The sequence below is a fragment of the Streptomyces sp. McG3 genome (assembly GCF_018619185.1).
Classification (GTDB): Bacteria; Actinomycetota; Actinomycetes; order Streptomycetales; family Streptomycetaceae; genus Streptomyces.
Window position 1 is genome coordinate 1 of the sequence record NZ_JAAXYC010000089.1, and the last position, 26,797, is coordinate 26,797.

The following is a 26,797-nucleotide window of genomic DNA, read 5'->3' on the forward strand; positions in this document are numbered from 1 at the left end:
CATTCGCTGTTGTCGCCCCCGCTGCGGCAGGGCGGTGAGTTCCAGGTGGGGGCGGGCTCCGGGGGGTTCCGGGAGCTTCCTTCGACGACGGACGCCAGGACCATCGCGCCCAGCGCCGCCGCGACGACCACCTGCGTCCCGCCGGCCCAGTGCCACCGGCCGCGCAGCAACGCCACGGCGAGGCAGACGACCACGAGGGCGAAGACGCCGATGGCGATGGCCGGGGTCCAGTCCGTGCCCGGGTCCACGGGCGCGGGCGCCTTGTCCACGGGCATGTCGGCCGACCGTGACCGCGCCAGGCCCCGCAGCCCCAGCCACAGCGCCAGCAGGGCGCCGGCGGCCACCTCCGCGACCACCAGTACCAGGCCCATCAGAGGATCCGCGCAGCCCCCCGGAGCCGACGGCCGCGAAGCGGCCCTCTCGTCCGGTACTCCGGGCAGGCGGCTCGCGGGGCGCGTCATCTCCGTACCGTCGTACGGAACACGGGGCTCCACCCCCACGTTGTCCGGACGGTGACCCGACAGAGCCCTGATCGAGACGGCGCGAAGGTGGTGAATTGGCACTCCGCTTGACCGAGTGCTAATCGCGGTCATAGTCTCGGGTCTGGCACTCCCCCCTGGAGAGTGCCAGCACCACCTTGCGCGACAGGGCAGGTCCGGCACCCGCGACGACGGGCCGGTCAGGTCGCCGCCCACAGACTGTTAAACCCCGTGAGATCTCCGAAGGGGGAGACCGGATCGTGTCGACCACCAGCTCCAAGGTTGCGATCAAGCCGCTTGAGGACCGCATTGTGGTCCAGCCGCTCGACGCCGAGCAGACCACGGCTTCCGGCCTGGTCATTCCGGACACCGCGAAGGAGAAGCCCCAGGAGGGCGTCGTCCTCGCCGTGGGCCCGGGCCGCTTCGAGAACGGCGAGCGGCTTCCGCTCGACGTCAAGACCGGCGACGTCGTCCTGTACAGCAAGTACGGCGGCACCGAGGTGAAGTACAACGGCGAGGAGTACCTCGTCCTCTCGGCCCGCGACGTTCTCGCGATCGTCGAGAAGTAATTCACCCACGTTTGCTTGTGTTCTGCGCCCCTGGCCCCCTGCGAAATAACTAGCCGGGCGGCGAGGGGCGCAGTTCGTTCGAGAGGGAAGTACAGCCCATGGCGAAGATTCTGAAGTTCGACGAGGACGCCCGTCGCGCCCTTGAGCGCGGCGTCAACAAGCTTGCCGACACGGTCAAGGTGACGATCGGCCCCAAGGGCCGCAACGTCGTCATCGACAAGAAGTTCGGCGCTCCCACCATCACCAACGACGGTGTCACCATCGCGCGCGAGGTCGAGCTCGACGACCCGTACGAGAACCTGGGCGCCCAGCTCGTCAAGGAGGTGGCGACCAAGACCAACGACGTAGCGGGTGACGGCACCACCACCGCGACCGTCCTGGCCCAGGCGCTCGTCCGCGAGGGCCTGCGCAACGTCGCCGCCGGCGCCTCCCCGGCCGCCCTGAAGAAGGGCATCGACGCCGCGGTCAAGGCCGTGTCCGAGGAGCTCCTCGCGACCGCCCGCCCGATCGACGACAAGTCCGACATCGCCGCCGTGGCCGCGCTCTCCGCGCAGGACACCCAGGTCGGCGAGCTCATCGCGGACGCGATGGACAAGGTCGGCAAGGACGGTGTCATCACCGTCGAGGAGTCCAACACCTTCGGTCTGGACCTGGAGTTCACCGAGGGCATGGCCTTCGACAAGGGCTACCTGTCCCCGTACATGGTGTCCGACCAGGAGCGTATGGAGGCCGTCCTCGACGACCCGTACATCCTGATCCACCAGGGCAAGATCGGCTCCATCCAGGAGCTGCTCCCGCTCCTGGAGAAGGTCATCCAGGCCGGCGCCTCCAAGCCGCTCCTGATCATCGCCGAGGACGTCGAGGGCGAGGCGCTCTCCACCCTCGTCGTCAACAAGATCCGTGGCACCTTCAACGCCGTCGCGGTGAAGGCCCCGGGCTTCGGCGACCGCCGCAAGGCCATGCTCGGTGACATCGCCACCCTCACCGGTGCGACCGTCATCGCCGAGGAGGTCGGCCTCAAGCTCGACGGCGCCGGTCTCGACGTGCTGGGCACCGCACGCCGCGTCACCGTCTCCAAGGACGACACGACCATCGTCGACGGCGGGGGCAACTCCGAGGACGTCAAGGGCCGCGTCAACCAGATCAAGGCCGAGATCGAGTCCACGGACTCCGACTGGGACCGCGAGAAGCTCCAGGAGCGCCTCGCGAAGCTGGCCGGCGGCGTGTGCGTCATCCGTGTCGGCGCCGCCACCGAGGTGGAGCTCAAGGAGAAGAAGCACCGCCTCGAGGACGCCATCTCGGCGACCCGCGCCGCTGTCGAGGAGGGCATCGTCTCCGGCGGTGGCTCCGCCCTCGTCCACGCGGTGAAGGTCCTGGAGGGCAACCTCGGCAAGACCGGCGACGAGGCCACCGGTGTCGCGGTCGTGCGCCGCGCCGCCGTCGAGCCGCTGCGCTGGATCGCCGAGAACGCCGGCCTGGAGGGTTACGTCATCACCTCCAAGGTCTCCGAGCTCGACAAGGGCCAGGGCTTCAACGCCGCCACCGGCGAATACGGCGACCTGGTCAAGGCCGGCGTCATCGACCCGGTCAAGGTCACCCGCTCCGCCCTGGAGAACGCCGCGTCCATCGCGTCGCTGCTGCTCACGACCGAGACCCTGGTCGTCGAGAAGCCGGCCGAGGAAGAGGCCGACGCCGGTCACGGCGGCCACGGCCACTCCCACTAGGACGACCCGCACCGCTCGGTACGCCGTTCGGTACGCATGAGGCCCGGCACCCCCGTCGCGGGGGCGCCGGGCCTCGGTGCGTTCCGGGCGGTCACGCCATGCGCGCCAGGTCCTGTGGCGTCACCGGGTCCGCGAACGGCAGCCCGCTCGCGTACCGCGCCACCTCGTCCAGCGCGAAGTCCGCCATGCGGTGGATCTCGTCGCCCAGCGAACCCGCCACATGCGGCGTCAGCAGCACGTTCGGCAGGTCGTACAGCGGCGAATCGGCGGGCGGCACCTCCGGCTCCGTCACATCCAGCACCGCGTTCAGCCGCCCCGACACCAGCTCGGGCAGCAGCGCGTCGCCGTCGATCAGCGAACCCCGCGAGGTGTTGATCAGCGTCGCCCCGTCCGGCATGGCCGCCAACTGCGCCGTACCGATCATGTGCCGGGTGGCGGGCAGTTGGGGCGCGTGGACGGAGACGATCCGGCTCCGGGCGCAGAGCTCGTCCAGGCCCGCCTTCTCCGCGCCCAGCCGCGCCGCCGTCCCCGCGTCCACGTACGGGTCGAAGAGCAGCACGTCCAGATCGAACGGGCGCAGCAGCTCGATCACCCGGCGGCCGATCCGCGAGGCGCCCACGATGCCCACGCACCGCCGGTAGTTGCCGTGCCCCGCCAGCTCCGCGCGCCAGTCGTGCGGGGCGCGCAGCTCCCGGTAGCGGCGGGCGGCGGGCAGCACGTTCTTGCCCGCGAGGAGGATCGCGGCCAGCGTGTACTCCGCGACCGGCAGCGCGTTCGCCCCGGCCGCCGAGGTGACCCGCAGGCCGCGCTCCCAACAGGCAGGGGTGATGTGGTGCTTGACGCTCCCGGCCGCGTGCACCACGGCGCGCAGCCGGGGGGCCGCGGCGAGGACGCCGGCGGTGAGCGGGGGCGCGCCCCAGCAGGTGATGAGCAGCTCCGCCCCGGCGAGCGCGGCCGCGACCTCGGGCGTCGGGCCGGTCAGCCGGTGGGCGACCAGACCGGGGTCGGTGTCCACGAGCGCGGTGAGCCGCGCTCGCTGCCGGGCCCCGAACAGCTGCTCCGCGATGCCCGGGCCCATGGCCAGGAGGGCGGTGGGGGCGGTCATGCGACGCTCCTCGATGTCATGTGACACTCCCCGCGGTCATGCGGCGTTCCCTGCCGGTCGTCATTTGACGCTCCCCGCGGTCAGACCGGCCTTCCAGTGCCGCTGGAGCGTGACGAAGGCGATGATCAGCGGGGTGACGGCGAGGAGGGAGCCGGTGACGACCATCGGGTAGAACGTCGGGTCGGCGTTGGCGTTGCTGTGCCAGTTGTAGAGGCCCAGGCTCAGCGGGTACAGGTCCTTGTCCGACAGCATGACCAGCGGCAGGAAGAAGTTGTTCCAGATAGCGGTGAACTGGAACAGGAAGACCGTCACGAAGCCGGGCATCACCATGCGCAGGCCGACCGACCAGAAGGTCCGCAGTTCACCGGCCCCGTCGATACGGGCGGCCTCCAGGACCTCGTCGGGTATGTAGCCCGCGCTGAAGATCCGGGACAGATACACGCCGAACGGATTGACCAGCGCCGGGATCAGCACCGCCCAGTAGGTGTTGACGGTGCCGGTCTCGACGGCCAGCAGATACAGCGGCAGCGACAGGGCGGTGGAGGGCAGCAGCACGCCCAGCAGCACCAGGGCGAACAGCTTCTCCTTGCCCCGGAAGCGGTACTTGTCGAAGGCGTACCCGGCGGCGACGCTGATCAGCGAGCAGCCGAGCGCCCCGATCCCCGCGTACAGCAGGGAGTTGCCGTACCAGCGGAAGTAGATGCCGTCCTGGTAGCTCGTCAGCTCGGAGAGGTTGTGCCCGAGGTCGAAGCCCTGGGACGAGAAGACGTCCCCGCCCAGCAGGTTCCCGGCGTCCTTGGTGGCCGCGGTCAGCAGCCAGATCAGCGGGAACAGCGTGTAGACGGCGGCGATCAGCAGGACGACGTTGACCGCGGACTTCGACAGCCATCGGTTGGAGGTCATGAGCGTGCCTCCTTCCTGCGGTTGGTGAGGCGGGTGACGACGAAGGAGAGGACGGCGGCGACCAGCGCGATCAGGACGGACGCGGCGGCGGCGAGGCCGTAGTCGTTGCGTTCGAAGGCGGCGCTGTAGGCGTACATGTTCGGGGTCCAGGTGCTGGTCACCGCCGAGCCCGAGCCGCGGCTGAGGATCAGGGGCTCGGTGAACAGCTGGAGCGAACCGATGATCGTGAAGAGCAGGACCATCACCAGGGACGAGCGGATCAGGGGCAGTTTGATGGAGAAGGCGATCCGCCAGTTCCCCGCCCCGTCGACGGTCGCCGCCTCCAGCAGCGAGCGGTCCACGGCCTGGAGGGCCGCGTAGAAGATCACCACGTTGTAGCCGAGCCACTGCCACAGGGCGATGTTGACGATCGAGGGCAGTGTCCCCTCGGAGGAGAAGAAGTCGAAACCGAGGCCGCCGGCCTCCATGGCGGCGACGACCGGGCTGAGCTGCGGTGTGTAGAGGTAGATCCAGATCAGCGCGGCGATCAGGCCGGGGATGGCGTGCGGCAGGAACAGCGCCAGCTGGAAGAAGCGGCGGGCGCGGGCCAGCGCGGAGTCCAGCAGCAGCGCCAGCACGATCGCGCCGCCGCCCATCAGCGGGATGTAGAACGCGCAGTAGCCGAGCAGCACCCAGAAGCCGTCGCGGAACGCCTGGTCGCCCAGGGCCGTCGCGTAGTTGCCGAGCCCGTCGAAGACGATACGGGGACCGTCGAAGCCGAGGCCGGACTGCTTCTCGGTGAAGAGGCTGAGCCAGAGCGCGTAGCAGACCGGGACGATCATCGCCACGGTGAACAGGGCGAAGAAGGGGGTGAGGAGGGTGCCCGCGGCCAGTCGCGTACGGGCGCGCGAGCTGAGAGCCTTCGCGCGGCGTCCGTCGGTGCTCATGAACCCTCCTCCACCATCAGGCCGCGCTTGCGCAGATCGGCGACGGTGGCCTCGTGGGCCCGCCTGATCGCGCGCGGCAGCGTCGAGCCGCCGCCGACGACCTCGCCCAGCTCGTCGCCGAGCGCGGAGTTGGTGGCGCCGGGGCTCGGGCCCCACACCCAGTCGGGCCCGATGGACCTGCCGGCCTCCTCGAACAGCCCGTACAGGTCCTGACCGCCGTAGAACCCCGTGTCGAACGCCTTCTTCGCGATCGGCACCATGGCGGGGGAGGCGGGCAGGGCGCTCGACGTGCTCGCCCCGATCCGGGCGTTGATCGCGTCCTCGTGCGTCGACATCCACAGCGCGAACTCGACGGCCGCCGCCGTCTTGGTGCTGCCCTTGCTGACGGCGAACGTGGAGCCGCCGATCATCCCGCTGGCCGGCCGGTCCGCCTCCGGGCTCGGCAGCGGCAACGCCGCCCACTTGCCCTTCTGCTCGGGCACGATGCCCGCCAGCACGCCCGCGCCCCAGGACGCCCCGAGGTAGCCGACGGTGGTGCCCTGCTTGAGGGAGCTGGTCCACTCGGGGCTGAAGGAGGAGGCGGTGGAGACGAGCCGGTCGTCGATCATGCCCTGCCAGTAGTCTGCCGTGCGCTCCGACGCGGGGTCGGTGGTGTCGATCCGCCAGGCGTCCGTCCCGGCCCGGAACCACTGCGCGCCCGCCTGCCACGCCATGGCCTGGAAGAACGTCGGGTCGTCGGGGAAGAAGGTGGCGATCCTGGTCTTCGGGGAGACCTCCTTCACCCGCTCCGCCGCGCTACGGAAGTCGTCCCAGGTGGCGGGCGGTTCGATCGCGTGCTCGGTGAAGAAGTCCTTGCGGTAGTAGAAGACCTGGGGCGCGGCGTCGAAGGGGACGGCCCAGTTCTTCCCGCCGAGCGTCGTCATCTCGATCGTCTGCGGCAGGAACTTCTTCCTGACGTCCTCGGTCAGGTAGGGGCTGATGTCCTGGAGCGACCCCTGGCTGACGAACGCGGACAGCTGCGGGTACTCGATGGAGAGCAGATCGGGGGCGATGCCCGCCTTCACCGCGTTGGCGATCTTGGGGTAGCCGCCGAGGCCGCCCGAGGGTATCTCCTCGAACTCCACCTCGATCGTGTCGTGGGTCGCGTTGAACGCGTCCACGACCTCCTGGGACCCCTTCGTCCATGCCCAGAAGGACACGGTCACCGGGTCGTCGGCGGTACCTCGGGCGCGGGAGTCGTCGGCGCCGCCGCACGCCGTGACAACGGCGAGGGCGGTGGCGGCGCCGACCAGCGCATGGACGGGACGGGACCAACTGCGGCTCACGGCATGGCTCCTGTACGAGCTGTGCGGCCGGAAGTTCCGGCCGTGCCGCGATATTTCGATTCCCCTTGAGCGAAGTCAAGAGCGAAAGATTGAATGATCGAATAATGATCGAATGGGGAGGGTATGAAACCGGCCGAACACGCTGAAACCGGATGCCGGGTCATGCTCCGGCGGCCGGCTCGGGCGCAGGCCGACCACAGGAGCCCCGCACCCGCAGCGTCGGCAGCAGTGCCACATGGAGCCGGGGCGCCCGCCCGTCCCCGCCGCCCGGGTACCGGGGCCCGGACAGCCGCTCCACCAGCAGCTCCGCCGCCGCTCGCCCCACCTCCCGCTTGGGCGGGGCCACCGCGCTCAGCGGGGTGTCGGCGAGCGCGGCGACCTCGTCGTCGTACGTGATCAGCGCCAGGTCCCCGGGGACCCGCACCCCCAGCTCGGCCAGCCGGCGCACCAGCCGGATGGCCTCCTCGTCGTTGTGGACCAGCACCGCGCTCGCCCGCCCCTCGCGCACCGCGGACCGCACCGCCTGCGCCGACCGCTCGAAGAGGGCCGGATCGCGGTCGGCGGAGACCGAGGCGACCGGCGGCTCCGTCCCGGCGAGGCCCAGCGCGGCCAGCGCCCGCGCGTACCCGGCGCGTACCGCCTGGGCCGTAGGGCTGTCCGAGCGGGCGACCAGCATCGGCGCCCCGTGCCCCAGGCGCACCAAGTGCCGCACGGCGAGCAGCACCCCGTGCGCATGGTCGGAGCCCACCCGGTCCAGCCCCTCCAACGGGCTGCCGGGCGCACCCTCGCGCTCCACCAGCACCTTCTCGCCGGGCAGCCGGGCCACCCACTCGCCGTACCGCTGGGGATGGTCCGGCTCCGTCCAGCTCGGCGCCAGCAGCAGCCCCTGCGCCCCGGCCGCCAGCAACCCGGCGGCGTGCGTCGCGTCGTCCTCGGGGCGGTAGTCGGTGACCCGCAGGATCAGCCGCGCGCCGAGCCGGGCGGCCGCCTCGTGCGCGCCCCGGATCACCTCGGCGAAGTAGTAGGCGGTGGCCGGGGCCAGCATCCCGATCACGGGGCCGCCGCCCACCGGCGTACCGGCCGGGCCCCGGTCGGCGGGCCAGGACACCGAACCGTGCGCCCGCTCCAGCAGCCCCCGGGAGGCCAGCGCCTCGACATCGCGCCGGGCCGTGACGGTGGCGACGCCGAGCCGGTCCGCCAGGTCGGAGACCCGTACGGTGCCGCGCTCGCGCACCAGATTCAGCAGCCGGTCATGACGTTCAGCAGCACCTTCGCGCACGGAGACAGCCCCCTGGAGCAGAATGATCGAACCCTGAGCAATGGGCGATCATTCGATCACAGGGTGGCCGGACGCGGGAGGGGAGGAGCCCTTCCCGTACCGCGCACAGCGGCGCGTGCGGGGGCTACCGCGGACCGTACTTGCGCCCCGTCCGCGACGTGACCCCGCCGAGCAGCCCCCGCGGGGCGACCTTCACCAGCCCCATCAGCGCCTTGTAGCGCGGGTCCGGGATCGACACCGTCTTCCCCCGGGCCAGATCCGCCAACGCGGACGCCACCAGCTTGTCCGCGTCGAGCCACATCCAGTTCGGGATGTTGTCCGTGCCCATCCCGGCCCGCTCGTGGAACTCCGTCCGCACGAACCCGGGGCACAGCACCATCAGCCGCACCCCCGACCCGGCCAGATCGCGCGCCGCGCCCTGGGTGAACTGCACCACCCACGCCTTGGACGCCCCGTACGTACCGCGCGGCACGAACGCCGCGACCGACGCCACGTTGACGACCCCGCCCCGGCCCCGCTCCCTCATCCCGGTGACGGCCGCCGAGGTCAGCCGCAGCACCGCCTCGCAGTGCACCTTCAGCATCGTCAGCTCGTCGGCCATGGACACCTCCAGGAAGCGTCCCTTGTTGCCGAACCCGGCGTTGTTGACCAGCAGATCGACCGGGTGCGTGCGGTCCGCGAGCCGCTTCTCCACCGCTTCGATCCCGGCGTCCGTGGACAGGTCGGCGCTCAGTACCTCGGCCTCGATGCCGTGCCGGTCGTGCAGTTCGGTGGCCTCCTCGCGCAGCCGCGCGGTGTCCCGTGCCACCAGCACCAGGTTGTGCCCCTGGGCCGCGAGCCGCCGCGCGAACGCGGCCCCGATGCCCGCCGTCGCGCCCGTGATCAGTGCAGTCGTCATACGCCGCACGTTAGTGCCCCGCGTGTTCCGGCGGCTCACCCGCCCGCTGCCCCTTCTCCACCACCACGAACTGGCCCGTCGCCCCCTCGTCCTCATGGGACAGCAGATGGCAGTGGTACCTGTACGGGGTGTCCGGATCGGACGGCCCGTCGAACCGCAGCGCAATCCGCACGGTCGAGCCCAGCGGCACCGCCACCGTGTCCTTACGGCCCCGCAGCGCCGGCTCCGGCCGCTTCCCGTCCACGGTCAGGACCCGGAACCGCACGTCGTGCACAGGAATGAGCGGGCGCAGCCGGACGCGCTCGTCGCCGACCTCGGTGTAAGGGCCGAGCGTGCCGTCGACCACGGTCCGCTCCCCGAGGAAGCCGGTGCCGGCCAGGAACCCGTGGCCGTGGTCGAGGTCCGCGCCGTCGAAGGTGACGTCCTGCACCATCACCGGCAGGTCGTCCACCCCGTACGTCTTCGGCAGGGCGAGCTGAGCGGCCCCCGGCCGGGCCCCTACGGCCCGGCCGGGGCAACCCCGCAACCCCCTGCTTCCCGTCGGGGCGGAGCGGTGCGGTCAGGGCGCGGCGGGGACGAAGGACAGCATGCGGGCCTCGCGCACGGGCTTCCGGTTCTCGTCGCCGCTCACGTGCGTCGACGTGAGGACGAGCCGGCCGTCGACGTAGGCGGTGTGCCCCATGGACATCTCGTACTCGTACGGCGCGGTCGCCACCGGGTGCTTCACGACGTTCGTCTCCGTGCCGGCGCCGCGCGGGCCCATGAGGAAGGTCCGGCCGGGACGGCTCGACGTGGCGGCCTCGTAGATGAGCATCGACGTGCCGTCCTCCGCGCGCAGCGGATACAGCCTGCGCAGCTCGTCGGACTTGACGCCCCACAGGAACTTCCCGGTCTTCAGGTCGTACGCGCCGACCTGTTCGGTGCCGCCCAGCATGATGAGGCCCTTGCCGACCCGGGTCCCCCGGCAGGGCTGGATATTGCCGCCGGCGCTCTCCCCGGCGCAGTGCTCGAAACCCTTGTCCCGGGCGTCGAAGGTGGTGCGGTGCCTGCCTCCGGGGTCCAGCACCGTGATCCGCCAGTCACGGGCGGTGTCCTCGTTGTTGTACGTGGTGAAGACGACCGGGTCCATGGAGATCAGACTGCCGAAGCTCCAGCCGGTCTTCATCCGGTAGCGCCACAGGACCTTGCCGGTACCCGGGTCGAGCTCGCGCACCTGGCCGTAGTTCTTGCTCCGGTCGATGGCGATCATGCAGTCGGAGCTGACCAGCAGCCGGGCGGCGCCGCCCGCCACGTCATCGGGGACGCACTTGTCCTTGTTCTCCCGGGGGATCTCGTAGAGCTTGCTCCCGTCGCCCATCCGGTAGGTGATGGCCTGCATGTTCCGGGCGACGGACAGGACGTCACCGCTGATGGCGCTGTAGACGATGAACGTGTTGTCCCGGTCGCCGGGCTCGTCGAGCTCCTTGTGCCAGCCCTGCTTCCCGGTCTTCAGATCGATCATCCGCATCCGGTTGCACTGGTTGCCCCGCTCGTTGTCCGGCCTCTCGTGGTGGAAGACCACGACCTTGCCGTCGGGCGTCGGGTTGGCCGGTGTCTCGCAGACGGAGGAGGGCAGGTCGACGTTCCAGACCTCGGCGCCGTCCGAGAGCCGGTAGGCCGTGACCTTCCGGTGCAGGGCCTGGACGGCGGTGTCGCCGACGATCCACAGGTCGTGGACCTTGTTGATCTGCTTCGGCAGGTCGGTCCTGTCGTCGACTATCCAGGCCGCCGACTCGTCCGGCTTCCGGGCGGCGGCGACCTCCTTCGTCGTCGGAATGCGGCTCAGCTCGGGGCCGCCCGCCGCCGGGGCTCCGGACGGGGACGCCGGCCCGGAGGGCCCGGGCGACTCCTTCGCCATGGGCTTCGCGGGATCGTCCCGCCCCTGGTCAAAGAGCGCGTACGCCCCTCCCGCCACGACCACCAGCACCAGCGCGACGAACGCGGCGACGACCGGCCCCCGGCCGAACCGGCGACGCGGCGGCGGGGTCGGCGGCCCGAACCCCTGGGGCGTGCCGCCCTCCGAGGCGTACGGGTTGCCGGGAACGGGCTGCTGCGGCGGGCCCGGGGTGTACCAGGGCTGCTGCGGGTCGGGCATGGTCTTCCCCCTGAGACGTGCCACTCGGCCAGAAGACTTCTCCTCGGGCACAGGTCACTGGTGGTGGACGCGCCGCACACCGATCCAGTTCCCGCCCCAACGTCCCCGGACCGCGCGGCGGATGACGCCACGTCACCGGACGGGACCGCCGCTTCCCCATACGGGACGGCCGGTCCCTCTGAAGGGGACGGCCGGTCCCTCCGTACGGGACGGCCGGTCCCTCCGTACGGGACGGCCGGTCCCTCCGTACGGGACGGCCGGTCCCTCCGTACGGGACGGCCGGTCCCTCCGTACGGGACGGCCGGTCCCTCCGTACGGGACGGCCGGTCCCTCCCTACGGGACGGCCGGTCCCTCCCTACGGGACCGGTCGCCCGGCCCTCAGCCCTGCCGCGCGGCGTACTCCCGCGCCTTGCGCAGCGCCTCGGGGTGCAGCGCCTCCCCGGCGGCCAGCAGCGCGGGCAGCAGGGTGCGTTCGGTCGTCACCGCCCGGAACTGCAGGGCGGCGGTGACCTCGTGGTCCGGCCGGTGCACGATCTCGACGGGGTCCCCGGCGCGGACGGCGCCCGGTTCGATCACCCGCAGATACGCGCCGGTGGCGGCCCGCTGGGTGAACCGCCGGACCCATCCCCGCTCCCCGAGGTGGTGGGCGAAGGTCCGGCACGGGATACGGCCCGAGGTCACCTCCAGCACCAGGTCCGTGCCCACCCGCCAGCGCTCGCCGATCCGCGCGCCGCTGACGTCGAGGCCGAGGGTCGTGAAGTTCTCGCCGAACACCCCGTTGGCCAGCTTCCGGCCGCCCAGCTCCCGCTCCCAGGCGTCCAGCTCCTCCCGCGCGAAGGCGTACACCGCCTGGTCGCTGCCGCCGTGATGACGCACGTCGCACACCGCGTCCCCGGCCAGTCCGCTGCCGCCGCTGCCCTTGGGCCCGGGGTCGAGGACCTCGACCGGGCCCTCCACCGGTCGCTTGTCGATCCCGGTGACGCCACTCGGGCCGTCGGTCTGTGCGGAGGGGCGAGGTTGCCCGATGTTCACGGTCAGCAGCTTCATGGGGTCACGCTAGGGCCTTTCGTCCGGATCAGGTCGGGCTCGTACAGTCCCGTCCGGCCAGAGGGCGGGCGACGATACCTCGTGGACACCCCCTGGCCGCACGAGAGCCCAAAGGTTCCTCTCGTGAATTCGCCCACTCCCCAAGAATTCCTTATGATGGCAAGGTGATCGAAGCTCGCCACCTCCGTGTCCTGCGCGCCGTGTCCACCACCGGCTCGTTCTCCGCCGCAGCCCGCGAACTCGGCTGCACCCAGCCCGCCGTCAGCCAGCAGATGAAGGCCCTGGAGTCCTCCGCGGGCACCACGCTGCTGATCCGCACCGGACGCGAGATGCGCCTCACCCAGGCCGGCGAGGCGCTGGTGCGGCACGCCTCCGGCATCCTCGCGGGGCTGACCGCGGCCGAGGAGGAGGTCGCCGCCATCGCCGGCCTGCGGGCCGGCCGGGTCCGGCTGGTCTCCTTCCCCAGCGGCAGCTCCACCCTGGTCCCGGGGGCGCTGGCCGCCCTGCGCGCCGAACACCCCGGCACCCGGGTGTCGCTCGTCGAGGCCGAGCCGCCGCGCTCGGTGGACCTGCTGCGCGAGGGCGACTGCGACATCGCGCTGGCGTTCCGTTACGGGAGCACCGGAGGCGAATGGGACGACCTGGTGGTCCGGCCGCTGCTCACCGACCGGCTGATCGGCCTGGTCCCGGAGGGGCACCGGCTGGCGGAGGCGTCGAGCGTGTCCATCGGCGAACTGGCCGAGGAGTCGTGGATCGCGGGCTGTCCCCGCTGCCGCCGGCAGCTGGTCGAGGTCTGCGAGGAGTCGGGCTTCACCCCGCGCATCGACTTCGCCACTGACGACTACCCGGCGGTGATGGGTCTCGTCGGGGCCGGGCTCGGGGTGGCGGTGCTGCCGGAGCTGGCCGTCGAGTCGGTACGCCCCAAGGGGGCCAGGGCCGTACCGGTCGAGCCGGCGATCGAGCGGGAGATCGTCGCGCTGACCCTGCCGGACCTGGCCCGGGTCCCGGCGGTGGCGGCCACCCTGGACCAGTTGTCGCGCACGGCCGCCCGCTGAGACCGCGCGGGGCCGCGGCGCCCGCCGGGCCCCCGCGGCCCTCGGGCGGTGAAGGGGTCCGGCCCCGCTGCGGGCGGTCGCGGGCCGGATGGCTGAAGATGCCGAAGAAACGTTTCTGCGCTGGGGCGGCGCGTGCGGGTGTCAGGTGGCGCCGGGGCCCGGGCCCGGTCCGGCCGTGGGCGCCGCGGTGATCAGCCGGGTTCTGGCCCGGCCCATCAGCTCTTCGCGCTCGTCCTCCGTCAGGCCGCCCCACACTCCGTAGGGCTCCCGTACGGCCAGGGCGTGGGCCGCGCACTCGGCACGTACCGGGCAGCGCATGCAGACCTCCTTGGCGGAGGTCTCGCGGGCACTGCGGGCCGCGCCGCGCTCGCCCTCGGGGTGGAAGAACAAGGAACTGTCCACGCCTCGGCAGGCGGCGAGCAGCTGCCAGTCCCACAGGTCTGCGTTGGGTCCGGGAAGGCGGGAGAAATCTGCCATTGCTTGTCCCCTCGGAGCTGTGCTGCGTCGGAAGCGGCATCCTCGACCGTCTGTGATCGACGGCCTCTGATGATCGGACCGTCTGTGATCGGTGTGACCGAAGTCTCGACCGTACATCTGCGGTGCTAGTAGATGTAAATATGACTGATTGCGAATCTAGCCACAGACACCCTCAAAAGGGAAGAAATCGCGCTAAATAGGGCATGCCAACGAGTGAAGATTCGGTTGACGGGTGAATCACCCGCGCCGTTCTCCTCCGTATACGGCCCTTCACGTAGAGTGCCGAACCCGGCCGCCCGACCCGTAACTCTTTCGAGTGACCGTCGTTAAGGGAACGGATGCGGTTGACGGATATCCGGCTCGGGCACATGTCCGAGGGGGTCAACCGCACAGGTGACGACTTGTATCAGCCTGGAGGCTCAAGGTGACGCGCATCAGCTGCGGAGGACGGTCATGACATCCGTCCTCGTCTGCGACGATTCCCCGCTTGCCCGAGAAGCGCTCCGTCGCGCGGTGGCCACCGTGCCCGGCGTCGAGCGCGTGACGACGGCGGCCAACGGCGAGGAAGTCCTCCGCCGCTGGGGTGCCGATCGTTCGGATCTGATTCTGATGGACGTACGCATGCCCGGTCTGGGAGGTGTGGAGACCGTCCGGCGACTGCTCTCCGCCGATCCCGGGGCCCGGATCATCATGCTGACCGTCGCCGAGGACCTGGACGGCGTCGCGCTCGCGGTCGCCGCCGGGGCCCGCGGGTATCTGCACAAGGACGCCTCGCGCGCCGAGCTGCGGGCCACCGTCACCCAGGCGCTGGCCGATCCGACGTGGCGGCTCGCCCCGCGTCGGCTGCGGTCCGCCGAGATGGGGGCGGCTCCCACGCTCACCGCGCGGGAGATCCAGGTCCTCGAAGGCATGAGCCACGGCCGCTCCAACGCGGAGATCGGCCGCGAGCTGTTTCTCTCCGAGGACACGGTCAAGACCCATGCCCGGCGTCTGTTCAAGAAGCTCGGGGCCTCGGACCGCGCCCATGCGGTGGCCCTCGGATTCCGCTGGGGCCTGGTCCGCTGACGACCGGCCCGGGCCGCGCCCCGTCCGCATACCGGCGGACGGGGTCACGGAGCGGGCCATCGGCTCCACACCCCGTATCCGGGCGCCCGCTCAGCGGCGCCATGTGACGCTTCCCGGCCGATGACGCATCCTTGAGTCGTGGAGTTCCTCAGGAACGATTCGGTCGAGCGGAAGGGGAGGGCGCAGGACATGACATCCGGCGCACCCGCTCATAACGCTTCGGTGCACAACTCGGGACGCGGTGGAGCGGACCCGGCGGCCCCAGGGCACCATGGTCCGATGCGCGACGACGAAACCACGGTGATCGGTGCCCTCGTGCACCGGGCCGTCGACGGCGACGCGCAGGCCACCCATGATCTGCTGGCCCATGTACACCCCCTCGCCCTGCGCTACTGCCGCTCCCGGCTGAACCGCCTTCCCGGTGATGCTCGCCACTTCGTGGAGGACCTGGCGCAGGAGGTCTGCGTCGCGGTGCTGATGGCGTTGCCGCGCTACAAAGACACCGGCAGGCCCTTCGAGGCCTTCGTCTTCGCTATCGCCGGGCACAAGGTCGCCGACCTTCAGCGCGCCGCGATGCGCCACCCGGGGTCGACCGCCGTCCCCTCCGACGAGATGCCGGAGCGGCCCGACGACTCCCTCGGTCCGGAGGAGCGCGCCCTGCTCAGCAGCGACGCCGCCTGGGCCAAGAAGCTCCTCGCCAACCTCCCGGAGAACCAGCGCGAGCTGCTGGTCCTGCGCGTCGCGGTCGGGCTGACCGCGGAGGAGACCGGCCAGATGCTCGGGATGTCCCCGGGCGCGGTCCGGGTCGCCCAGCACCGAGCACTCAGCCGGCTCCGGGCGCTCGCCGAGCAGTAGACACCCCCGCCGGCCCCCGCCGGAGGCGCTGTAGGAAGCTACAGATCAGCCAAGTGATCTTGATCGTGGAATGAGACGCCCGTGGAGCCCGTTAGCATGGACATCCGCACCGATCAAGGCCATTTGGGGAAGGTGTCATGACTGCAAACGTCGACGGAGTGCCCGAGAAGTTCGCGACGCTCGGGCTGACCTACGACGACGTGCTGCTGTTGCCCGGCGCGTCCGAGGTCCTGCCCAACGCGGTCGACACCTCGTCGCTCATCTCGCGCAACGTACGGGTGAACATCCCCCTGCTGTCGGCCGCCATGGACAAGGTGACCGAGGCGCGGATGGCCATCGCCATGGCCCGTCAGGGCGGCGTCGGCGTGCTGCACCGCAACCTCTCCATCGAGGACCAGGTCAACCAGGTCGACCTGGTCAAGCGCTCCGAGTCGGGCATGGTCACCGACCCGATCACCGTGCACCCCGACGCCACGCTCGGCGAGGCGGACGCGCTCTGCGCGAAGTTCCGGATCAGCGGCGTGCCGGTCACGGACCCGGCGGGCAAGCTCCTCGGCATCGTCACCAACCGCGACATGGCCTTCGAGTCGGACCGGACGCGCCAGGTGCGTGAGGTCATGACGCCGATGCCGCTCGTCACCGGACGGGTCGGGATCTCCGGCGTCGAGGCCATGGAGCTGCTGCGCCGCCACAAGATCGAGAAGCTGCCGCTGGTCGACGAGGCGGGCATCCTCAAGGGCCTCATCACGGTCAAGGACTTCAAGAAGGCCGAGCAGTACCCGAACGCCGCCAAGGACGCCGAAGGCCGTCTGCTGGTCGGCGCGGCCGTCGGCGCCAGCCCCGAGGCGCTGGAGCGCGCGCAGGCGCTCGCGTCCGCCGGGGTCGACTTCCTGATCGTCGACACCTCGCACGGACACAACAGCAACGCCCTCGCCTGGATGGCGAAGATCAAGTCGAGCGTCGGCGTCGACGTCATCGGCGGCAACGTCGCCACCCGCGACGGCGCCCAGGCGCTGATCGACGCCGGAGTCGACGGCGTGAAGGTCGGCGTCGGGCCGGGCTCGATCTGTACCACCCGCGTGGTCGCCGGCATCGGCGTCCCGCAGGTCACCGCGATCTACGAGGCCGCGCTCGCCGCCCGTGCCGCGGGCATCCCCGTGATCGGCGACGGCGGCCTCCAGTACAGCGGCGACATCGGCAAGGCGCTGGCCGCCGGGGCGGACAGCGTGATGCTGGGCAGCCTCCTCGCGGGCTGCGAGGAGTCCCCGGGCGAGCTGATGTTCATCAACGGCAAGCAGTTCAAGTCGTACCGCGGCATGGGCTCGCTGGGCGCGATGCAGTCCCGGGGCCAGGGCCGGTCCTACTCCAAGGACCGCTACTTCCAGGCCGAGGTGTCCTCGGACGACAAGCTCGTCCCCGAGGGCATCGAGGGCCAGGTTCCCTACCGCGGCCCGCTGGCCAACGTCCTCCACCAGCTCGTCGGCGGCCTCCGCCAGACCATGGGCTACGTCGGCGCCGCGTCCGTCGACCAGATGGAGAGCAAGGGCCGGTTCGTCCGGATCACCTCGGCGGGTCTCAAGGAGAGCCACCCGCACGACATCCAGATGACGGTGGAAGCACCGAACTACAGCCGTAAGTAACGCAGGAAGTAACGCATCACCGCAGGTGAGGGGCGGACCGGAGTTCCCGGTACCGCCCCTCATCCATGCGTCGGGGATACTGGTCAGCGCAGACGTAGAGGGAAAGGCCACACATCGTGACTGAGATCGAGATCGGGCGCGGCAAGCGCGGCCGCCGGGCTTACGCATTCGACGACATCGCTGTCGTTCCGAGCCGTCGCACCCGGGACCCGAAGGAGGTCTCGATCGCCTGGCAGATCGACGCCTACCGCTTCGAGCTGCCGTTCCTGGCCGCTCCCATGGACTCCGTGGTCTCCCCGCAGCACGCCATCCGGATCGGTGAGCTCGGCGGTCTGGGCGTGCTGAACCTGGAAGGCCTGTGGACCCGGCACGCCGACCCGCAGCCGCTGCTGGACGAGATCGCCGAGATGCCGGTCGAGTCCGCGACCCGCCGGCTCCAGGAGATCTACTCCGCCCCCATCCAGGAGGAGCTGATCGGGCAGCGCATCAAGGAGGTGCGCGACTCCGGCGTCGTCACCGCCGCCGCGCTCTCCCCCCAGCGCACCGCCCAGTTCTCCAAGGCGGTCGTCGACGCGGGCGTCGACATCTTCGTCATCCGCGGTACGACGGTCTCCGCCGAGCACGTGTCGGGCGCGGCCGAGCCGCTGAACCTGAAGCAGTTCATCTACGAGCTGGACGTCCCGGTCATCGTCGGCGGCTGCGCCACGTACACCGCCGCCCTGCACCTGATGCGGACCGGCGCCGCCGGTGTCCTCGTCGGCTTCGGTGGCGGCGCGGCGCACACCACGCGCAACGTCTTCGGCATCCAGGTCCCGATGGCCACCGCCGTCGCGGACGTCGCCGGCGCCCGCCGCGACTACATGGACGAGTCCGGCGGCCGGTACGTGCACGTCATCGCCGACGGCGGCGTCGGCTGGTCCGGCGACCTGCCGAAGGCCATCGCCTGCGGTGCGGACGCCGTGATGATGGGCTCCCCGCTGGCCCGCGCGACGGACGCGCCCGGCCGCGGCCGCCACTGGGGCATGGAGGCCGTCCACGAGGACGTGCCGCGCGGCAAGCTGGTCGACCTCGGCTCGGTCGGGACGACGGAGGAGGTCCTCACCGGTCCCTCGCACACCCCGGACGGTTCGATGAACATCTTCGGCGCCCTGCGCCGCGCGATGGCCACCACCGGCTACAGCGACCTCAAGGAGTTCCAGCGCGTCGAGGTGACGGTGGCGGACTCGCAGCACCGCCGCTGATCTCCCCTACGCACGCGGAAGGGCCCGGACCGTCTCGCGGTCCGGGCCCTTCCGTATGGTCGCGCGGGTGTCAGCCGGCCTTCTTGGCGCCACCGACGGCGGCGACCGCGCCGAGGGCGAGGAAGAGGTAGGTCATGAAGTCGGCCTCCTGCGACCAGGCCTCCGTCACGGTGCCGAAGTGGTCGCCGATGACCTCGGAGAAGGGGATCTGCGCCAGGTCGGAGAGGACCATCGAGATGCCGACGAGCTGCCCGAGGTAGACGGCGCCGATCGAGAAGACGGCCGCGGCGCCGATGACTGCGGGGTTGGAGCCGCCGACCTTGCTCGCCGCGAAGCCGACCAGGAAGCCGACGCCGACCGCCGCGTAGCCGACCTCGCGCTCGATGGAGCCCGCGATCACGCCGTACAGGATGCCCGCGACGACGGCCGCGCCCAGGGCGACCAGCACGCCGAGCAGGAGGTTGTTGCGGGCCGGGGGCGCCGGGGCGAACGGCGCGCCGCCGCCGAACGGGGCGCTCTGGCCGGGCTGCTGACCCGCGAACGGGTTGCCGGTCGAGGCCGGGGGCTGCTGGCCGTAGGGGTTGCCGGTCGGTGCCGTCGGGGGCTGCTGGCCGTACGGGTTTCCGGTCGGTGCGGCGGGGGCGGGGTGGCCCGGCTGGCCGGCGTACGGGTTGCCGTCGACGGGCTGACCGCCGTAGGGCTGCTGGGGCTGGTTCGGCGGCTGCACGGGCTGACTCACGGTGGGGCTCCCCCTGGATCGCTGCGCACGAGTGTGCGGTTGCGCACGTATGTGCGCGCTGTGACGCCGCAGGGTAGCAGTACGCACCGGAATCGGTCACCGGCAATCTTTTCCGGCCTCCCGCACCGTCCTCAGAGCCGGTGCGCGGCTCCCGCCGGAGTGGCTCCCCGGGTGTCCAGGAGCAGTTGGGCCTTCACCGCGAGGCCCTGGAGGTCGTAGGTGCGGTGCTGCTGGAGCAGTACGGTCAGGTCGGCCGCGGCCGCCGCCTCGTACAGCGAGTCGGCGCGCGGGACGGGGCGTTCGCGCACCCGCCAGTCCAGGACGTGCGGGTCGTGGTAGCCGATCTGGGCGCCCATGTCCATCAGCCGGGTGGCGATCTCGCGGGCGGGGGCGGCCTCCTGGTCGGTACTGTCCGGCTTGTAGGTGACGCCGAGCAGCAGGACGCGCGCGCCCCGGACGGACTTGCCGTGCTCGTTCAGGAGGGTGGCGCAGCGCTGGATGACGTAGCTGGGCATCCGGTCGTTGATCTCCTGCGCCAGCGAGACCATCCGCAGCGGGTGCCCGGGGGTGCGGGTGCTGTAGGGCAGGCAGCCCGGGTCCACCGGGACGCCGTGTCCGCCGACGCCGGGTCCCGGCCGGAAGGGCTGGAAGCCGAACGGCTTGGTCTCGGCGCACCGGATGACATCCCAGAGGTCGACGCCGAGGTCGTGGCAGAGCACCGCCATCTCGTTGACCAGCGCGATGTTGACGTGCCGGAAGTTGGTCTCCAGCACCTTCGTCATCTCCGCCTCGCGCGGTCCGCGGGCCCGGACGACCTTGTCGGTGAGCCGTCCGTAGAAGGCGGCGGCCGACTCGGTGCAGGCGGGGGTGAGGCCGCCGATGACCTTGGGGGTGTTGGCCAGGGTGTGGGTGCGGTTGCCGGGGTCGAGCCGGCCGGGGGAGCAGGCGAGGTGGAAGTCGCGTCCGGCGACGAGCCCGGATCCCTCCTCCAGCAGGGGGCGCAGGACGTTCTCGGTGGTGCCGGGCGGCACCGCGGACTCCAACAGCACGGTGGTGTGGGGGCGCAGCCGGGCCGCCAGTGCGCGGGCGGCGTCGCGGAGCGCGGTGAGGTCGATTCCCCGGTCGGTGCCGAGCGGGGTGGGGGAGCAGATCACGGCGGTACGGACCCGGCCCAGCTCGGCGGCGTCGGTGGTGGGCCGGAAGCCGCCGGAGAGCATGCGGCGGATCTCGGACGCGGTGAGGGTGCCCTCGACCGGGCTGCGGCCCGCTCTGAGTTCCGCGTAGGGGCGTGGGTCGGGGTCGTAGCCGACGGTGTCGATCCCGGCGGTCACGGCGGCCCGGGCGAGGGGCAGGCCGAGGTGACCGAGTCCGATGACGGCGAGGTCTGCGGGCATACAGGAAGACCCCCTAAGTGCGGAGAGCGAAGATCGCAACTGCTGTGGACAGTGCAATGTCAGACTAGGCGTAAATATGACCTATATGTCGCATTGTGTGGCTCCAGTCGCCCGGGTGTTGTCCACAGGCGGTGGCTGAACTCGGTGAGCGCGGACAGAATCGAGGGGTGGACACGGGCGGCCGGCCCCTCGGCCGGGTGGCGCTCCCGTGTCCGACCACCCCGATCCACCGGGAGGCAGCAGTGAGGACAGCGACACTGGGACCCGCCGAGCGCACCGTCGCGCTCGCCGCCATGGCCGAGCGCGAACTGGACGTGCTGGTCGTGGGGGCGGGCGTGGTCGGCGCGGGCACGGCGCTGGACGCCGCCACCAGAGGCCTCTCGACCGGCCTGGTCGAGGCGCGCGACTGGGCGTCCGGCACATCGAGCAGGTCGAGCAAGCTGATCCACGGCGGTCTGCGCTATCTGGAGATGCTCGACTTCGCCCTGGTCCGGGAGGCACTCAAGGAGCGCGGGCTGCTCCTGGAACGGCTGGCCCCTCACCTCGTGAAGCCCGTGCCCTTCCTCTACCCCTTGCAGCACAAGGGCTGGGAGCGGCTCTACGCCGGCTCGGGCGTCGCGCTGTACGACGCGATGTCGGTCTCCTCCGGCCACGGCCGAGGCCTCCCCGTCCACCGCCACCTCTCCCGCAAGCACGCCCTGCGGGTCGCCCCCGCGCTGAAGAAGGACGCCCTGGTCGGAGCCCTCCAGTACTACGACGCCCAGATGGACGACGCCCGCTTCGTCACCGAGCTGGTGCGCACCGCCGCGTCCTACGGTGCCCAGGTGGCGAACGCGGCCCGGGTGATCGCCTTCCTCCGCGAGGGCGAGCGGGTCGTGGGCGCGCTCGTGCGGGACGTCGAGGGCGGCACGGAGTACGAGATCCGGGCCAAGCAGGTGGTCAACGCGACCGGCGTGTGGACCGACGACACCCAGGGGCTCATCGGCGAGCGCGGACAGTTCCACGTCCGGGCCTCCAAGGGCATCCACCTGGTCGTCCCCAAGGACCGCATCCACTCCTCCACCGGCCTCATCCTGCGCACCGAGAAGTCCGTCCTCTTCGTCATCCCCTGGGGCCGGCACTGGATCATCGGCACCACGGACACCGACTGGGACCTGGACAAGGCCCACCCGGCCGCCTCCAGTGCCGATATCGACTACCTCCTCCAGCACGTCAACTCCGTCCTGAACACCCCGCTGACCAGGGACGACGTCCAGGGCGTCTACGCCGGACTGCGACCGCTGCTGGCCGGTGAGTCGGACGCCACCAGCAAGCTGTCGCGGGAACACACGGTGGCCCACCCCGCACCCGGCCTCGTCGTCGTGGCGGGCGGCAAGTACACGACGTACCGGGTCATGGCCAAGGACGCGGTGGACGAGGCGGTGCACGGACTCGACCAGCGGGTCGCCGCCTGCGTCACCGAGGACACCCCGCTCCTGGGGGCCGAGGGATACAAGGCCCTGTGGAACGCGCGCGCCCGGATCGCGGCCCGGACCGGACTCCATGTCGCCCGGGTGGAGCATCTGCTCAACCGGTACGGCTCAATGACCGAGGAGATTCTGGAACTGGTCCTCGCCGACCCCACCCTGGGCGAACCCCTGCCCGCCGCCGACGACTATCTGCGCGCCGAGATCGTCTACGCGGCCTCCCACGAGGGCGCCCGCCATCTGGACGACGTGCTGACCCGGCGCACCCGGATCTCCATCGAGACCTTCGACCGGGGCACCCGCAGTGCCCGGCTCTGCGCGGAGCTGATGGCGCCGGTGCTGGGCTGGGACGAGGGGCGGATCGACCGGGAGGTCGAGCACTACGAGAAGCGGGTGGAGGCCGAACGCGAATCGCAGCGACAGCCCGACGACCTCACAGCGGACGCGGCCCGGCTCGGCGCACCGGACATTGTGCCGATCTAGGACACGCCCTCCCGGGGTCCGCGAGCTTCCGCACCGTGGTCACCGCCCGCCTTCACCTGGCCAGTTGGGCTCCACCGGCCCGGTGGGGCCGCGGCGGCGGCCCGGTCCCGCCTGGACGGGGAGGCCTGGTTGGTAGGAGGCTGTGGGGGCTTCCCTCTTCGAGCCGCGGAGCGGCGGACCCCGGACCCGGCACCAGGACCGGTCCCGGGGTGAGGGACAATGAACGCTCTGCCAGGGCGGGTTGATCGCAGAGGGGACGCATGTCGGAGGCGGAGCAGGCACGGGAGCCCCAACGGGACAAGAACGGTCGTCTCCTCGCGGGGCGCTACCGGCTCGGTGAGGTGCTCGGCCGAGGCGGCATGGGTACGGTCTGGCGCGCCGACGACGAGACGCTCGGCCGCACGGTCGCGGTCAAGGAACTGCGGTTCCCCGGGGCGATCGACGAGGACGAGAAGCGCCGACTGATCACGCGCACCCTGCGTGAGGCCAAGGCGATCGCACGGATCCGCAACAACAGCGCGGTGACCGTCTACGACGTGGTCGACGAGGACGACCGCCCGTGGATCGTCATGGAGCTGATCGAGGGCAAGTCGCTCGCCGAGGCGATTCGCGAGGACGGCACGCTCACACCGAGGCGGGCCGCCGAGGTCGGGCTCGCCATCCTCGACGTGCTGCGCTCGGCGCACCGCGAGGGGATCCTGCACCGCGACGTGAAGCCGTCCAACGTGCTGATCGCCGAGGACGGGCGCGTCGTGCTCACCGACTTCGGCATCGCCCAGGTCGAGGGGGACCCGTCGGTCACCTCCACCGGCATGCTCGTCGGCGCACCCTCGTACATCTCGCCGGAGCGCGCCCGCGGTCACAAGCCGGGCCCGCCCGCGGACCTGTGGTCCCTCGGCGGACTGCTGTACGCGAGCGTCGAGGGCTGCCCGCCGTACGACAAGGGCTCGGCCATCGCCACCCTGACGGCCGTGATGACCGAACCGCTCGACCCGCCGAAGAACGCCGGCCCGCTCACCGAGGTCATCTACGGGCTGCTCGCCCGCGACCCCGACCAGCGCCTCGACGACGCCGGGGCGCGGGCGTTGCTCAACGACGTCATCAACGCCCCCGACGTTCCCGCTCCGGCACCCGCGGACTCCACCCAGATCATGGCGCTGCCGCCGGCGCCCGCCGCCGACCCCCTCGTCAAGCGGACGCCGAAGCAGCCCAAGGCCCCGAAGCCGCCGAAGCAGTCCACCGGGTCGAGTGAGTCCGGCGGCGGCTCCCGCGACCGGCTGCGCGGAGCCCTGCGCTCCGTGCGCAACGCGAAGACCCCTGCGGCGGCCGCGGGAGCCGCGGCGGGTGCGGCCGCCGCGTCGGCGAGCTCTCCGGCCGCGGCGGCGGCCGGCGGCCCGCCCGTCGCCCCGCCGAAGCCTCCGTCGCCGCCCGGGACGTCCGCCCCGGGCGCGAAGCCCGCCGCGTCCGCCCCCGCGAAGGGAGCCGTCGCGGCGCCCGCCGGCGCCGCGAAGTCCGCGACGGCGGCGAGTGGATCCGTGCCCGGGCAGCGCCCGCCGTCCTCGATCGCGTCCACGCGTGCCTCGATCACCGACGTGGTGCCCCGCCGCACCCTCGCTGTCATCGCGGCCGTCGTCGCGCTGGCCATTCTCGGCACGGTCCTCGCGCTCACGCTCGGCGGCGGAGACGAGGCGGACAAGGGCGGCGACACGGCCGCCTCGGCCGGAGCCTCGGCCGGCGGCGCCGACGACAAGGGCGCCGACACCGGCGGCGGTGCGGCCGGCGAGAAGGACGGCGGTCAGAAGGAGGGCCAGGGCACGGACGACGGCCGGGCCTCGGCCGACCCGTCCGCCGACCCGTCCTCCGACGCCGACGGCTCCGGTTCCGACGACGCCGAGGACGACGGGGCGGACCCGGGCGACGCCCTGCCCGCCGGGTACGAGAAGCTCACCGACGCCCGGTTCCACTTCACCATGGCGATGCCCGAGGGCTTCAAGCGCACTGGCATCGCGGGCAGCAACTCCGGCGGCATCTACAACGACAAGCGGGGCAGCTTCCCCCGCGTCCAGGTCGACTTCAACAGCTCGCCCAAGGACGACGCGGCGGCCGCCTGGCGCGGGGCCGTCGCGAGCGCCAAGGTCCTCAGCGACGGCTACCAGCACGGCGGCATAAAGAAGGTCGAGTACAACGGCTATCCGACCGTCGCGGACTGGACGTTCGAACGCAACCACAACGGCGTCCGGGTCAAGGTGCTCAACCGGGGATTCAAGGTGGACGCCAAGCGCGGCTATTCGATCATGATCAGCTGCAAGGTGGACGAGTGGGAGGGCGACGAGTGCCGGACGCTGCGCGACACGGCGTTCGCCACGTTCACGCCCACCGGCTGACCGCCCGGCAGGCCCGTCGACCGGTCGGAAACGTCCTGGACCGGCCGATGGGAAACGTTTGTGCGGACCGGGTTGGCGCGACCCGGCCCGTCGGCCCGCGATGCCACGTATCGTAAGAGGCCGGAGACCGTACGCAGCCGGAACAGCGGGTCAATTGCCCGCCGAATGACCGTGACTGACGGATAAGCGCGCCTCCGGTGACCGGGGGGAAGAGCGCGCTCTGGGGAGGCGTCGTGGACGACTACGCGGGTCGGGTGCTCGCCGACCGCTACCGCCTTCCGCTGCCCCCGTCCGATGGGTACGAACTGGCCGAGACCCGGGCGTTCGACACCTATAGCGGACAAGAAGTCCTGGTCCGCCAGGTGCCGTTGCCGGAGATCGTGGACGCGGAGGTGCTCGACGCCGACGGGCGGCCCTCCGCGTCCGGACGCGGCACCGGGCGAGCGGTCCGCCGCAGCACGGACCCGGCGGTCCGGAGGGCGATCGAGGCCGCGCAGGCCGCCGCCCAGGTGCCCGATCATCCCCGGCTCGACCAGGTCTTCGACGTGTTCGCCGAAGCGGGCTCGTTGTGGATAGTGAGCGAGCTCGTCGCGGCCCGTCCGCTCGCCGCCCTCCTCGCCGAACGCCCCCTCAACCCCTACCGGGCGGCCGAGATCGGCTCCGACGTGCTCACCGCCCTGCGGGTGCTGCACGCCCACGGCTGGACCCACCGCAACATCACCGTGCGCACGGTCCTCGTGTGCGACGACGGCCGCGTCATGCTCACCGGTCTCGCGGCGGGCGCCGCCGAGGAGGCGCTCTGCGGATACGCCCCCGGACCGGAGCCCGACACCGACCCCGTGGCCGGCCCCACGACGTACGGCATTCCGGCCGTCGAGGCCGCCCCGCCGAGAGAGTTCGACGGGGCCCACGCGCTCCCGCCGGCCAGGAGCGAAACGGAGTACGCACCGGTCGAGGGCTACGGATCCGTCGACGACGGCCAGGGCTACGCGGCCGTCGAGCAGTACGCGGAGGTCGAGCAGTACGCGGAGCACGCGGACGCGGATCTCCAGGGGTACGCCGACGACGGCGACGGCCGTTCGGGCCGGGCGGACCAGGGGCTTTCCGTTCCGTCGCTGCCGCAGGGTTACGCACCGCGCCGGGACGACGACCGGTATGGCGACCGGCCCGATGACCGCCCCGGCGACCGTGACGCACTGCCGCCGGGCGGACCGGAAGCCGAGCCCTTCGCGTCGCACGGCGGGCAGGAGCTCGTTCCGCGCCCCGCCGCGCCCGCCGTCCCGTACACCGCCGTGCCGCCCCCCGCCGAGCCGGGCGCCGCCGGCGCCGCCCAGCTGCGGGCCGCGCGCGCCGGAGCCATCGCCGCCTACCGGGCGGGCGCACGGGCCGCCGCCCGGGTCACCGAGGACCGGCAGCAGACCGACCGCGCCCCGGCCGACCTCACGAAGCCGCCGTCGGAAGGGCGCGCGCCCGCCCCGAGCGCCGGCGGCATCACCGGTGCCGGAGCTGGAGCCGGGGCGGGTGCCGGAGCCGACGCGGACGCCGACACCGGCATCCTCCCGCCGCAGCGCCCGGCGCCCGGCGCCCCGGCCCCGGACGCCCCCGCGG

The 26,797-nt window shown here is 71.8% G+C and carries 23 protein-coding genes; 10 read left to right on the forward strand and 13 right to left on the reverse strand.

Annotated elements, in window-relative coordinates; translation table 11 throughout:
• A partial coding sequence (locus HET64_RS16805; protein WP_251145428.1) for a DUF6234 family protein occupies positions 1 to 371 on the reverse strand: 371 nt, incomplete at its 3' end.
• A 368-nt stretch (positions 372 to 739) separates the two neighbouring features.
• On the opposite strand from HET64_RS16805, the gene groES reads away from it, so the two are divergent.
• Positions 740 to 1,048, forward strand: coding sequence for a co-chaperone GroES (gene groES / locus HET64_RS16810; RefSeq protein ID WP_003966899.1), 309 nt, complete (start codon positions 740 to 742; stop codon positions 1,046 to 1,048).
• A 98-nt stretch (positions 1,049 to 1,146) separates the two neighbouring features.
• Positions 1,147 to 2,772: a chaperonin GroEL gene (gene groL / locus HET64_RS16815; RefSeq protein WP_097871319.1), complete on the forward strand. Its 1,626-nt coding sequence runs from the start codon at positions 1,147 to 1,149 to the stop codon at positions 2,770 to 2,772.
• A 91-nt stretch (positions 2,773 to 2,863) separates the two neighbouring features.
• Here the strand turns inward: groL and HET64_RS16820 are convergent, their stop codons facing one another.
• From HET64_RS16820 to HET64_RS16860, 9 genes are all read right to left on the reverse strand, one after another.
• Complete coding sequence (locus tag HET64_RS16820; RefSeq protein WP_215106381.1) at positions 2,864 to 3,877, reverse strand: hydroxyacid dehydrogenase; 1,014 nt, start codon at positions 3,875 to 3,877, stop codon at positions 2,864 to 2,866.
• Between the two features lie 60 nt (positions 3,878 to 3,937).
• Positions 3,938 to 4,780: a carbohydrate ABC transporter permease gene (locus tag HET64_RS16825; protein WP_215106383.1), complete on the reverse strand. Its 843-nt coding sequence runs from the start codon at positions 4,778 to 4,780 to the stop codon at positions 3,938 to 3,940.
• Positions 4,777 to 5,706: a carbohydrate ABC transporter permease gene (locus tag HET64_RS16830; protein WP_215106385.1), complete on the reverse strand. Its 930-nt coding sequence runs from the start codon at positions 5,704 to 5,706 to the stop codon at positions 4,777 to 4,779. Before HET64_RS16830 ends, HET64_RS16825 begins: the two co-directional genes overlap by 4 nt.
• A complete protein-coding gene (locus HET64_RS16835; protein ID WP_215106387.1) occupies positions 5,703 to 7,031 on the reverse strand; it encodes an ABC transporter substrate-binding protein in 1,329 nt (442 codons plus the stop codon). Before HET64_RS16835 ends, HET64_RS16830 begins: the two co-directional genes overlap by 4 nt.
• Positions 7,032 to 7,191: 160 nt before the next feature.
• Positions 7,192 to 8,310, reverse strand: a complete 1,119-nt coding sequence (locus HET64_RS16840; RefSeq protein WP_215106389.1) for a substrate-binding domain-containing protein — start codon at positions 8,308 to 8,310, stop codon at positions 7,192 to 7,194.
• Positions 8,311 to 8,434: 124 nt separating this feature from the next.
• Positions 8,435 to 9,208 (reverse strand): SDR family oxidoreductase, encoded by a 774-nt coding sequence (locus tag HET64_RS16845; RefSeq protein WP_215106391.1) that lies wholly within the window; start codon positions 9,206 to 9,208, stop codon positions 8,435 to 8,437.
• Between the two features lie 10 nt (positions 9,209 to 9,218).
• Positions 9,219 to 9,734 carry a multicopper oxidase domain-containing protein gene (locus HET64_RS16850; protein ID WP_251145429.1) on the reverse strand — a complete coding sequence of 172 codons (516 nt, stop codon included), beginning with the start codon at positions 9,732 to 9,734 and terminating at the stop codon, positions 9,219 to 9,221.
• Between the two features lie 33 nt (positions 9,735 to 9,767).
• Positions 9,768 to 11,342, reverse strand: a complete 1,575-nt coding sequence (locus HET64_RS16855; RefSeq protein ID WP_215106393.1) for a PQQ-binding-like beta-propeller repeat protein — start codon at positions 11,340 to 11,342, stop codon at positions 9,768 to 9,770.
• Positions 11,343 to 11,721: 379 nt separating this feature from the next.
• Entirely contained in the window at positions 11,722 to 12,390 is a 669-nt protein-coding gene (locus tag HET64_RS16860; protein ID WP_215106395.1) for an MOSC domain-containing protein, read from the reverse strand.
• Between the two features lie 164 nt (positions 12,391 to 12,554).
• On the opposite strand from HET64_RS16860, the gene HET64_RS16865 reads away from it, so the two are divergent.
• Positions 12,555 to 13,445 (forward strand): LysR family transcriptional regulator, encoded by an 891-nt coding sequence (locus HET64_RS16865; RefSeq protein ID WP_215106397.1) that lies wholly within the window; start codon positions 12,555 to 12,557, stop codon positions 13,443 to 13,445.
• A gap of 141 nt (positions 13,446 to 13,586) precedes the next feature.
• Here HET64_RS16865 and HET64_RS16870 read toward each other — a convergent pair whose 3' ends face one another.
• Positions 13,587 to 13,922 (reverse strand): WhiB family transcriptional regulator, encoded by a 336-nt coding sequence (locus HET64_RS16870; protein ID WP_215106399.1) that lies wholly within the window; start codon positions 13,920 to 13,922, stop codon positions 13,587 to 13,589.
• A gap of 453 nt (positions 13,923 to 14,375) precedes the next feature.
• Between HET64_RS16870 and HET64_RS16875 the strand changes: the two genes are divergently transcribed.
• The 4 genes from HET64_RS16875 (at position 14,376) to HET64_RS16890 (ending at position 18,723) form a co-directional block, all read left to right on the forward strand.
• Positions 14,376 to 14,987, forward strand: coding sequence for a response regulator transcription factor (locus tag HET64_RS16875; RefSeq protein ID WP_003948568.1), 612 nt, complete (start codon positions 14,376 to 14,378; stop codon positions 14,985 to 14,987).
• A gap of 279 nt (positions 14,988 to 15,266) precedes the next feature.
• Positions 15,267 to 15,842: a sigma-70 family RNA polymerase sigma factor gene (locus HET64_RS16880; protein ID WP_030084428.1), complete on the forward strand. Its 576-nt coding sequence runs from the start codon at positions 15,267 to 15,269 to the stop codon at positions 15,840 to 15,842.
• A gap of 137 nt (positions 15,843 to 15,979) precedes the next feature.
• Positions 15,980 to 17,482 (forward strand): IMP dehydrogenase, encoded by a 1,503-nt coding sequence (gene guaB / locus HET64_RS16885; protein ID WP_215106401.1) that lies wholly within the window; start codon positions 15,980 to 15,982, stop codon positions 17,480 to 17,482.
• A gap of 116 nt (positions 17,483 to 17,598) precedes the next feature.
• Complete coding sequence (locus tag HET64_RS16890) at positions 17,599 to 18,723, forward strand: GuaB3 family IMP dehydrogenase-related protein (RefSeq protein WP_007453079.1); 1,125 nt, start codon at positions 17,599 to 17,601, stop codon at positions 18,721 to 18,723.
• Positions 18,724 to 18,793: 70 nt separating this feature from the next.
• On the opposite strand, the gene HET64_RS16895 is transcribed toward HET64_RS16890, so the two are convergent.
• Together HET64_RS16895 and HET64_RS16900 are read right to left on the reverse strand one after the other, a co-directional pair.
• The gene (locus tag HET64_RS16895) at positions 18,794 to 19,462 is read right to left on the reverse strand and encodes a hypothetical protein (protein ID WP_308370136.1); all 669 of its coding nucleotides are present in this window, start codon (positions 19,460 to 19,462) and stop codon (positions 18,794 to 18,796) included.
• 131 nt (positions 19,463 to 19,593) lie between these two features.
• On the reverse strand, positions 19,594 to 20,856 hold the full coding sequence (locus HET64_RS16900) for a nucleotide sugar dehydrogenase (RefSeq protein WP_215106403.1): 1,263 nt from the start codon (positions 20,854 to 20,856) through the stop codon (positions 19,594 to 19,596).
• A gap of 242 nt (positions 20,857 to 21,098) precedes the next feature.
• On the opposite strand from HET64_RS16900, the gene HET64_RS16905 reads away from it, so the two are divergent.
• The 3 genes from HET64_RS16905 to HET64_RS16915 form a co-directional block, all read left to right on the forward strand.
• Positions 21,099 to 22,805: a glycerol-3-phosphate dehydrogenase/oxidase gene (locus HET64_RS16905; protein WP_215106405.1), complete on the forward strand. Its 1,707-nt coding sequence runs from the start codon at positions 21,099 to 21,101 to the stop codon at positions 22,803 to 22,805.
• A 260-nt stretch (positions 22,806 to 23,065) separates the two neighbouring features.
• Entirely contained in the window at positions 23,066 to 25,189 is a 2,124-nt protein-coding gene (locus HET64_RS16910; protein WP_215106407.1) for a serine/threonine-protein kinase, read from the forward strand.
• Positions 25,190 to 25,422: 233 nt separating this feature from the next.
• Positions 25,423 to 26,797: protein kinase (locus tag HET64_RS16915; RefSeq protein ID WP_308370137.1), on the forward strand; the 1,375-nt coding region annotated here is incomplete at its 3' end.